The sequence below is a fragment of the Anabaena sp. AL93 genome (genome assembly GCF_001672085.1).
In the GTDB taxonomy this organism is placed as follows: Bacteria; Cyanobacteriota; Cyanobacteriia; order Cyanobacteriales; family Nostocaceae; genus Dolichospermum; species Dolichospermum heterosporum.
Window position 1 is genome coordinate 1 of record NZ_LJOU01000150.1, and the last position, 9,218, is coordinate 9,218.

11 protein-coding genes, 1 tRNA gene and 1 pseudogene are annotated in these 9,218 nt (G+C 37.4%); 7 read left to right on the top strand and 6 right to left on the bottom strand.

The genetic code is table 11. From position 1 onward, the window contains the following. Positions 1–272: 272 nt before the first annotated feature. From AN486_RS25055 to psbM, 3 genes are all read left to right on the top strand, one after another. Positions 273–410 carry a photosystem II reaction center protein K gene (locus AN486_RS25055; RefSeq protein WP_006195022.1) on the top strand — a complete coding sequence of 46 codons (138 nt, stop codon included), beginning with the start codon at positions 273–275 and terminating at the stop codon, positions 408–410. Positions 411–545: 135 nt separating this feature from the next. After that, positions 546–842 (top strand): 2Fe-2S iron-sulfur cluster-binding protein, encoded by a 297-nt coding sequence (locus AN486_RS25060; protein ID WP_053540736.1) that lies wholly within the window; start codon positions 546–548, stop codon positions 840–842. An 88-nt stretch (positions 843–930) separates the two neighbouring features. Further along, positions 931–1,035, top strand: coding sequence for a photosystem II reaction center protein PsbM (gene psbM / locus AN486_RS25065; RefSeq protein WP_071992815.1), 105 nt, complete (start codon positions 931–933; stop codon positions 1,033–1,035). 436 nt (positions 1,036–1,471) lie between these two features. Here the strand turns inward: psbM and AN486_RS25070 are convergent, their stop codons facing one another. After that, a complete protein-coding gene (locus tag AN486_RS25070; RefSeq protein WP_290602906.1) occupies positions 1,472–2,323 on the bottom strand; it encodes a universal stress protein in 852 nt (283 codons plus the stop codon). A gap of 660 nt (positions 2,324–2,983) precedes the next feature. Between AN486_RS25070 and AN486_RS25075 the strand changes: the two genes are divergently transcribed. After that, positions 2,984–3,808 carry a polysaccharide deacetylase family protein gene (locus tag AN486_RS25075; RefSeq protein WP_290602907.1) on the top strand — a complete coding sequence of 275 codons (825 nt, stop codon included), beginning with the start codon at positions 2,984–2,986 and terminating at the stop codon, positions 3,806–3,808. 158 nt (positions 3,809–3,966) lie between these two features. Here AN486_RS25075 and AN486_RS25080 read toward each other — a convergent pair whose 3' ends face one another. The 3 genes from AN486_RS25080 to AN486_RS25090 all read right to left on the bottom strand — a co-directional run bounded on the left by AN486_RS25080 (position 3,967) and on the right by AN486_RS25090 (position 5,209). Further along, complete coding sequence (locus AN486_RS25080; RefSeq protein WP_039205237.1) at positions 3,967–4,356, bottom strand: alr0857 family protein; 390 nt, start codon at positions 4,354–4,356, stop codon at positions 3,967–3,969. A 16-nt stretch (positions 4,357–4,372) separates the two neighbouring features. Further along, a complete protein-coding gene (locus AN486_RS25085) occupies positions 4,373–4,891 on the bottom strand; it encodes an HNH endonuclease (RefSeq protein WP_053540739.1) in 519 nt (172 codons plus the stop codon). An 81-nt stretch (positions 4,892–4,972) separates the two neighbouring features. Beyond that, positions 4,973–5,209: a hypothetical protein gene (locus AN486_RS25090; RefSeq protein WP_234413245.1), complete on the bottom strand. Its 237-nt coding sequence runs from the start codon at positions 5,207–5,209 to the stop codon at positions 4,973–4,975. 83 nt (positions 5,210–5,292) lie between these two features. On the opposite strand from AN486_RS25090, the gene AN486_RS25095 reads away from it, so the two are divergent. The 3 genes and pseudogenes from AN486_RS25095 to AN486_RS25105 form a co-directional block, all read left to right on the top strand. Further along, positions 5,293–5,628: a ribbon-helix-helix domain-containing protein gene (locus AN486_RS25095; RefSeq protein ID WP_053540741.1), complete on the top strand. Its 336-nt coding sequence runs from the start codon at positions 5,293–5,295 to the stop codon at positions 5,626–5,628. Between the two features lie 286 nt (positions 5,629–5,914). Further along, on the top strand, positions 5,915–6,220 hold the full coding sequence (locus AN486_RS25100; RefSeq protein ID WP_053540742.1) for a GAF domain-containing protein: 306 nt from the start codon (positions 5,915–5,917) through the stop codon (positions 6,218–6,220). 88 nt (positions 6,221–6,308) lie between these two features. Continuing rightward, a pseudogene (locus tag AN486_RS25105) lies at positions 6,309–6,735 on the top strand (ATP-binding protein); the annotation flags it as partial. 40 nt (positions 6,736–6,775) lie between these two features. On the opposite strand, the gene AN486_RS25110 reads toward AN486_RS25105, so the two are convergent. Together AN486_RS25110 and AN486_RS25115 are read right to left on the bottom strand one after the other, a co-directional pair. Continuing rightward, a complete protein-coding gene (locus AN486_RS25110; RefSeq protein WP_053540743.1) occupies positions 6,776–8,449 on the bottom strand; it encodes an AarF/ABC1/UbiB kinase family protein in 1,674 nt (557 codons plus the stop codon). 509 nt (positions 8,450–8,958) lie between these two features. Then, positions 8,959–9,031 (bottom strand) — tRNA-Glu (locus AN486_RS25115). Positions 9,032–9,218: the final 187 nt, after the last annotated feature.

Sequence of the window (9,218 nt, forward strand, 5' to 3'; positions counted from 1 at the left end):
GGGGTAGGGGAGGGAAGAACAGAAGTTTTTTCTGATCATTACCCGTCAAAATAAATTTGACGAACTACTAGAAAAAACCGATAACTGAATCAACACAATCCCTTTAAAACCCACGCAGGTGGGTTTCGCCTGTGTAGCCGTGACTTCTAGTCGCCCGGATTCTCAATCAATCCAAAATCCAAAATCTAAAATCCAAAATCGGATCACCTAACCATGTTAAAATATATATCGCATATAAAAGGTATTTGATTATTAGGTGGATTTAAACAAACATGGAAGCAGCACTATTACTAGCGAAATTGCCTGAAGCCTACCAAATCTTCGACCCATTGGTAGATGTATTACCTGTTATTCCCGTCTTCTTCTTGTTACTTGCATTTGTTTGGCAAGCAGCAGTGGGTTTTAGATAAATTACCCATCTCCAACTTTTTGGACAGGTAACATCCACCTGTCCTATTTTTTTGCATAAAATTAATAGTTCTTAATATTCTGCAATAAATCAATATAATTAATCCAATTACATCCTCAATTACCAGGAATCTACTATGGGAAACATCAAATTTGTCAAAGAGAATAAAGAAATAGTCGCCGCAGATGGTGCTAATCTCCGACTCAAAGCTGTAGAAAATGGCATTGATATTTATAAATTTTTCGGCAAAATGACCAATTGCGGCGGTGCTGGACAATGTACTACTTGTGTTGTCCAAATTATCGAAGGACTAGAAAACCTATCTCCACGTACAGATTTAGAAAACCGCAAATTCAAAAACAAGCCTGACAACTACCGTCTAGCTTGTCAAACCGTAGTGAACGGACCTATTACCGTCATCACCAAACCTTAAGAGCTTTTAAAAAATTTGGCTTCACTCTGTCATCTATAATGCTATTCTGGAATAGTTGACTCGAAATTACATAAAAGGCTATCTTGCTATGCAAGTTAATGATTTGGGTTTCGTAGCGAGCATTTTGTTCGTACTAGTACCCGCCGTGTTTTTAATCATGCTTTACATCCAAACTTCCAGCCGCGAAAGTTAATTAACAGCTTTGCGAACAGCTAAGGAATGTGAATTAAATAAGGTGCAAAAGTAGGGTGTGTTAGCGACAGCGTAACGCACCATTCCAGGTTACATCAGAATTGCAGGTTATTAAATTTGCGTTCCTAAGTAGGTGAACAGAAAAATTTAAAGGTATGTGAAGAAAAGTAAAATCACTCAAAACTCTCTTCCTGTTCCCTGTTCCCTGTTCCCTGTTCCCTGTTCCCTGTTCCCTGTTCCCTGTTCCCTGTTCCCTGTTCCCAGTTAAGAGTTCCCTGTTCCCTGTTCCCTTGCCCCAACGACAATTTTTAACACCCACCTACTTATTAGCTTTTGTGAGCAATTTAAAATCGGTGGAAAAGATAGATAAGATAAAAACCCCCCTAAACTAAATATAGTGCAGGGGTTTTTATTTATGAATCGCTAATATAAAGACATTACACAGTAGTACGCACCAGAAGCACTGGACAGGTAGAGTTAACACGAACATAATCAGATAAAGATGAGCCAATTAGCCGATCTATATCAACAAAACTCTTAGCAATAGATGGGCGACGGTCCGGAGAACCAATCAATAATAAGTCTATATTCAACTCATTAGTTAAACGACAAATTTCTTCTCCTGGTTTACCACTGCTGGTAACACAACGGACTGCTACAGATTGTCTTTGAGCTTCTGCTAAAGCCATTCCCAAAACAGAATTCTTCTCGGGTTTGAGGTCAGTAATACCTGATAGTTTACCACCTAAATCTACATTAATATTAGCTAAAACCAATTGTCCACCCGTAACACCCCGGAGTAAGAACAAAGCTAAATTTAAGCAATTTTTAGCAGCATCAGAATTATCCATTGCCACCATAACGCGCTTAATGTTCTTGACATAAATGTCATCTTTCACCAGCAACATGGGACGAGAAGACAATTGAAAAACGTACTGACTGACGGAATTGGAGAAAATTGATTGTAGTCGCTTCATTCCCCGTGAACCCATAATAATCAAATCAGCTTCCATTTCGTCAGCGACTTGACAAACCACATCCTTGGGATCACCCTGACGTAAAATTGAAGAAACTTGGCTAGGGTCTAAGTTTAAATACTGAATAGCCTTAGCCAGAATTTTGCCCCCTTCTTCCCATTTATCAGTCATTACAGACGCGGTGCTTTGTGGAGTAACAACGTGGAGAACTGTAACTTTTGCGCCTCGAAATGAAGGTAGTTCTTTCAAGTTCTTGAGCATTTCTTCCGCGTGTCCCAAACCGGAGACAGCCAACAAAATTTTTTGGATCATATTTACGTCTTTGTCGTGAGGGTTTCTGTGGTTTATTGCTGCTAGTATTGAGCCATGGCTGCGCCACGCAAGCTATCAGAATGTTTTTCTGATATGCTGAACAACCAAGTTAAGTAATTAGGCATAAATTAACTGATTAGCAGTCAAACTAATACCAACGAGCAAAAAAGTGATGAATAAGTAATTGGACAAAAATATTTACAGTCATTGCGAGGGAAGGGAAGCAATCACAACCCTTGGAATTGCTTCATTTCACTTCGTTCCATATGGCTAACGCTACGCTGCGCTAACGCAATGACATTGTGTAATTAATTCTGTCTCACTACTTATTAAGTTTCTTTACGCCTAATTACGTGAAGTTACAACTAGGTTGCCTATCATTAAGCATACTGCTAATTTTGCCTGATAAAATTAATAAAATCTGATGTTAGTTATTATTTGTAATCTATATTAATTTTTTTTAATTTAAGTTAAGTAGGTAGACATTAAAAATTATCGTGATGACAAGGGAACAGGGAACAGGGAACAGGGAACAGAAAAAAACTCATATTTTCAAACTTGAGATATAAATAATAACACTGTTTTTTCGGTCTACGCATCTTTGAAAAACATCTTTTTTTGACTGAAACTCTAAACAATATAGTAGATAACTTTAACTTTATGTCCCCAAATTATAATTCCATAAAAATAATTAGCATTGCCACAATAGTATTATCTTTAATAGCTTGTAACAACAAGCCAAATACACACCAATTAAAAATCAATAGTGAGTCTTTAAAAGTTGCCATTCCTAACAATCAAGTGAATCTCAAATCACAACCACCAGCTAAAGTTGAAACCCTAAATTTTACTGTTCCTGCTAAATATCAGGCAAAAACCGTTTATCAAGTCGCACCCAGCAACAAAGAGAAAGTCATTGCTTTAACAATTGATGATGGTCCCTGGCCAAAAACCACCGCAGAAATGTTAGATATCCTCAAACAAAATCATGTAAAAGCTACATTCTTTTGGGTAGGAAGTGCTTTACAAGAAAACCCCGAAATTGGTAAACGAGTTGTCGCTGAAGGTCACGCTATTGGTAATCATACTTGGCATCACTGGTATCGAAAGATGGATGAATTTACAGCCAAAAGTGAAATTGAAAAAACAAATGAATTAATTTATCAAACTACAGGTGTAAAAACATCTTTTTTTCGCCCCCCAGGAGGCTATTTAAACAACGGATTAGCTGCTTATGCTAAAAGCCAAAAAAACTCCGTTGTCATGTGGTCGGTGACTTCAGCAGACACCGATCCGCGTGCAAAATATCAAGTATTTGTGAAAAATGTGATCAGAGATGCTAAACCAGGAGCTATTGTTTTAATGCACGATGGTGGTGGAAATCGTGAAAGAACCGTGAAAGCCCTGCCAGAAATCATCAGCGGACTCAAACAGCAAGGCTACCGATTTGTTACAGTTCCTGAACTTTTAGAAATGCAGCAATGATACAGCACTTCCCGGTGTTATGAGGTATAAGAACCCCACCCCCAACCCCCTCCAGTATCAAAAGTTTATCCTTTTATTCCCCCCGCAGCGGGGGGATTGAGGGGGGTGCGATGAGGGGGCTAAGATGTACCTCATAAGAGCGGAAACCGCTGTAATTCTTATTCGGTGACGACAGAAGCACAGACTTGAGACTCTTGCCAAAGTTTATACAAAAAAAACTCCGCACTATAGCTCATAGTGGTGACAAACACACCTACAGCATCATCATTACCATCAGATAACCAAGAACCATCTAGGGTAACTTCTAAGTATTCAGGATCGCACTTACATAAGCCCATAATTTCACTATCATGGCGATTTACTTCCGTCTTCAGTCTTTCTACTCCTGGTAAATTAAGAGGTAGCAAAAAGGAAGCTGTGGTGGGTTCAACACGCAAAGATTGACTGACACGCAGTGCCAAAATCACTCTTTGCGCGACCCATTCTTCGAGAGATTGAGTGAGACACTCTAAATAAAAACTGTTATCGGTGTAAGTTAATTTCAGCATTCCTTTTGCTCTCCTGTTATTCCAGGTTTGCTTGCATATCCATCCAAAACTTCTCAGCAAATGTCACAGTTGGGTGAACAGGTGCTTTAGGTAATTTACGTAGAAGCATCCCAGCTTCAGCGGGTGTTTTATCGCCTTTGCGAGAATTACATTTTTCGCAAGCTATGACTACGTTATCCCAAGTATGTCGGCCACCTTTAGATCGGGGGATGACATGATCTAGGGTGAGATGTTTGTTAGTACCGCAATATTGACAACTGCTATGATCTCGTCGTAAAACCTCCCGACGATTCACTGGGGGAACTTTCCACATTCGTTCCGTCGCAGCAATTTTTAAGCGAATGTGTTTGGGTACAGAGAGGACGAATCTAGATGAGTGAATTAACCAGCCGTCTTCTGTAGAAAATTCCAATGGTTCGGCTTTATTGCTGACTAGCAACACTATCGCCCGTTTGATATTTACTCGACACAGTGGCAAGTAATTCTGGGAAAACACGACCACAGATTGCTCTAATACTTGGATTGCGCTTGTCACAGCCTAACTCCTTATAAAAAAACCCCCGCTTGTTGTCTGAGACACTGCGGGGGTTAACAATTGACCTGATGGTTTTTCGTCTTATTTTGGTACAGCATTTTTTAGCTTGTACCTCCCGCGTTTGATCTCTATTTGTGGTTTTGTATTCAGCAAATTCATGCTGGGATATTTAAAATCATAATTGCCTTTTGTTCTTTGCCCTTGATGTTGGCTATCCTCGCCCATAAATAAATTCTCCACGTCCGCAGCGGCAAATTCCCAACTGCCGAGACATTTGGTTGCTTGTGAAAAGGTGGAGATGGGATAAATGGATTTCACAGAAAATTTCACCTATTGAACATTCCTTTAAACATACTACACTTGTATTACTATCCTGTCTATACCTATAAGGAGAAAAAATCATGCAGACCATTACACGCACCCCAACAACTGAGATGGAAGTTACTAGTATTCGTCTAGAACGGGAACTGAAGGAAAAACTCAAAGATATCGCTGGCAATCGGGGATATCAGTCTTTAATTCGAGATATTCTCTGGAATTATATCCAGCAAAAATCAGGTGAATGGAAACCGCGTTTTTCTAAATCTGATATTCGCGCCAGTATTGCTGCTGTGGCACAACAAGATGAGCGCTGTGTACTTACAGGTAAATTAATTGAATCGCAACAATCAATGTTATTAGGACTGACTAGGAATGGTGATATGGTTCCTCTGAGTCTTGAGAGTTTGGTTGATTAGTCGGCAGTTTTAGTTAATTTTACCCAGGCACTACCTTAGTAACTGGGTAAAATCCTAATTTTTAGCTTTATTTAAGATAATTGTACTGATTAGGTCAGGTTTCCCGTGTTAATTCGGATGTAAAAGTTGATATTTCTAGGTTAATTATAGAGGGATTACGGTTTATATCTATAAAACTCCTATTTGATTTTTGAACGGAACTCGGTACACCTTTATATTCTCGAATCCTCTTGCCTCTTGCCTATGTTTATGCCAACTCCTATTTACAGATCCGGGAAAACCAATTATGAGTCATAATTGTGAAGATGAAAATACTAGTAATTCTGCTCCTTTATTTGCTATTAAAGAGGTTCCTCATGGGATATTAATGCCATTGGAAAGTCAAGGTAAGGTTTTAGGATTTGTAGTTTTACACCAAGCAACTACTCGTAATGGGGAAACAACAGACGTAAATTTAATAGAAATGCTTTGCGCTCAATTAAGTGATGCTGTTATTCAATCCCAAAGATTGCAACAAGTGCAAACTTTAGTAGATGAACGGACTGAACAACTCCAGCCCAGTTTAGAAGTCCAAGAGACTTCCAAGAAATAAATTATCCTAAGAAACGAACCACAGAGGCACAGAGTACACAGAGAGAGAATTTCTGCATCAGTTTTGGGACATTTTTTTATTTGGAAGTCTCCAAGCAAAATTGTATGAAAGAACTAGGCAATACGTAGAACAACTACAACAATTAAATGAACTTAAAGATGAATTTGTTAGCAATATTAGCGATCGCTTGCGCTATCCTCTGACAAATATGCTTACGTCTATCCGTAATTTACGTTTACCAGGAATATCTCCAGAACGTCAAGACCGATATTTAAACATCTTAGAGTCAGAATGTACTAAAGAAATTAACTTAATCGGCTTATATCTTCGATAAATTTCGGCGTGGTAAAGGGCGCTGGATTCCCGGAACTGGTTTAGGACTGGCTTTGGTTAAGTCTTTAGTGCAACATCTCAATGGTGTAATTACTGTTGAGAGCATTCCTATCCTCAATTCTCAACTCAGTGAGATTACTTTTACACTCACTCTACCTCTATCTTCCTCACCAATTAACTGATATGTGAGGAGCGTAGGGGCGCAGGGCCTGCGCCCCTCAGTCACTTTTTGCCCAGTTTTTCTATTTTTTCGATAATTGCTAATTTTATGAGGGATTTAACTAATAAATATAGACAGAAAGCACATATACAAAAAATGGCGATCGCCCAATTATGATACTTAGAGATGATTAAGATTAACCCCGTCAATAGACTAAATCCTGTTAAACAAGCATAAATTAAGGTTTTGATGGCTAGATAAATTTGTCCTAAGATGCGATCGCTTTCAACATTTTTAACCCTTAATTGTAACTCTCCCCTTTCAACTCTTTCTGCTAATTTTTTCACTAAAACTTCAGTTTTATTCGGTTTTGTCAATTGATATTGAATAAAATCCCTAGCTTGATGGCTTAATTGAGCGATAGTATTTCCTTTACTTTTTGTGACTGCTAGACTTTTGATAAATGATTGGGATAATACTGTAGGATTATATTGAGGCTCTAAAGTTCTGGCAATCCCATCTAATGTGGTTATGGATTTTAAAATAAATGTCATTTGAGCAGGTAAGCGAAATGGTTGCTGTTCAAACATTTCATAAAGTTCAATTTTTACCTCACTCAATGCTTTAATATCTAAAGGTTTATCGGTGAATTTATCTAATAAAAATGTGACTAATCTTTTTACTGGAGTCATGTCTGGGATAGGTTCAAGTAATCCCATATTCATTAAAGTATTTACTACCTCATTACTATCCTTTTTTAAAATAGCAAAAAAAGTTTTAATCATCTGCTCTTTGTCCAAAGTTCGGACTTCTGCCATCATGCCAAAATCATAGAAGATAATACTACCATCTGAATTGACTGCCATATTCCCTGGATGGGGATCAACTTGAAAAAACCCATCTTGTAATAGTTGCTTTAAATAACAACAAATCCCCGTTTCATTTACTTTATGAATATTGATTCCGCAAGCTTCCAAAGCCGCCTTATCATTGATTTTAATTCCTGGTTTATATTCTAAAGTTAATATCTTCGTTGTCGTATATTGCCAATAGACTTTAGGGACAATAATTCGCGGATATCCACGAAAATTTTCTCTAAATTTATCAGAATTTTTACCCTCTTGAATATAATCAATTTCTTGAAACAACAAATCAAAAAACTCATTATAAATTGATTGTAAATTATACTTTCTTAATCCAGCAAAATATTTATTACAAAATTTAATTAACTGTAATAAGATTTTAAAATCTAAATTAAATAAAGCATCTAAACCCGGACGTTGGACTTTAACAACCACCTCTTCATTAGAGTATAATATCGCCTTATGAACTTGACCTAAACTAGCAGCAGCCAAAGGATTAAAATCAAATTCTTTATAGATAAATTGGACAGGTTTACCTAATTCTAATTCAATCATCTTAATTGCTTCTTGACTACTAAAAGCCGGAACCTGATCCTGTAAAGTTCCCAAAGCTTCTATATATTCTAAGGGCAATAAATCGGCACGAGTAGACAAAGTTTGACCAATTTTAATAAAAGTAGGACCTAAATCAATTAAAGTATTCACCAGCCAAGTAGCGCGGGTTTTCTTATGTTCTAAAGAATCTTGAGGAAAAATGCTATCCCACCACAGAAATGACATAAATTTAGCCGCAGCCCTGAAAATGTCTATTTTTCGGGCTAAGGTAGAATATTTAGTTTTTTGCCAACGAAACTTTTTAGACTTTGCCATCATAAATATAAACGAAAATTGATGTCTGCATGATTGATTTTTTATAATAACTTTTTTTAAACCGTACGGACTTCTATTCCATATCACTTAATTTATTCTTATACAAGTAGGGTGCGTCAGATAGAGGAAATTTGTTTTTTGTCAAATTATCGGGTCTGACGCACCCTACAAGAGATAAAATCCACATTACATATTTGGTAAACTTGGTCAATGTGTAAGCCCTATAGTTTAACTATAGTTATTGAATTGTGACATTAGTAGCGATCGCAAAGTGAATTTGAATATAATCCTTAATTTTCACAGACAGCCTGCGTGGCAAAGCTATATTCAGTATAAAATTTTCTTACTTTAATTTTTAAACCTCTTACCTTTGCGCCTTTGCGCCTTTGCGTGAGGATAAATTCATTAAGATTGAAAATATTTATTCCTGCATTTGTATCACTATACAAAAACTACAGAAATGTTAAAAGGGATAGAAAAAGACTTTTACTCTTTCTCTATCCCTTTGATAGTACCCCCAAGGGAATTCGAATCCCTGTTACCTCCGTGAAAGGGAGGTGTCCTAGGCCTCTAGACGATGGGGGCTTGTTTCTCTTCACTTTTAACAATATAGCGGGTTTTTTTGAGAATGTCAAGAGGTTTTGGAAAGATTTTTTTAGCTGTAGGATCAAGGGGTACAAACAGGTAGGACGAATATCTAGTAGTTCGTCAAATTTATTTTGACGGGTAATGATCGGAAAAAACTTCTGTTCTTCCCTCCCCTACCCCCCCT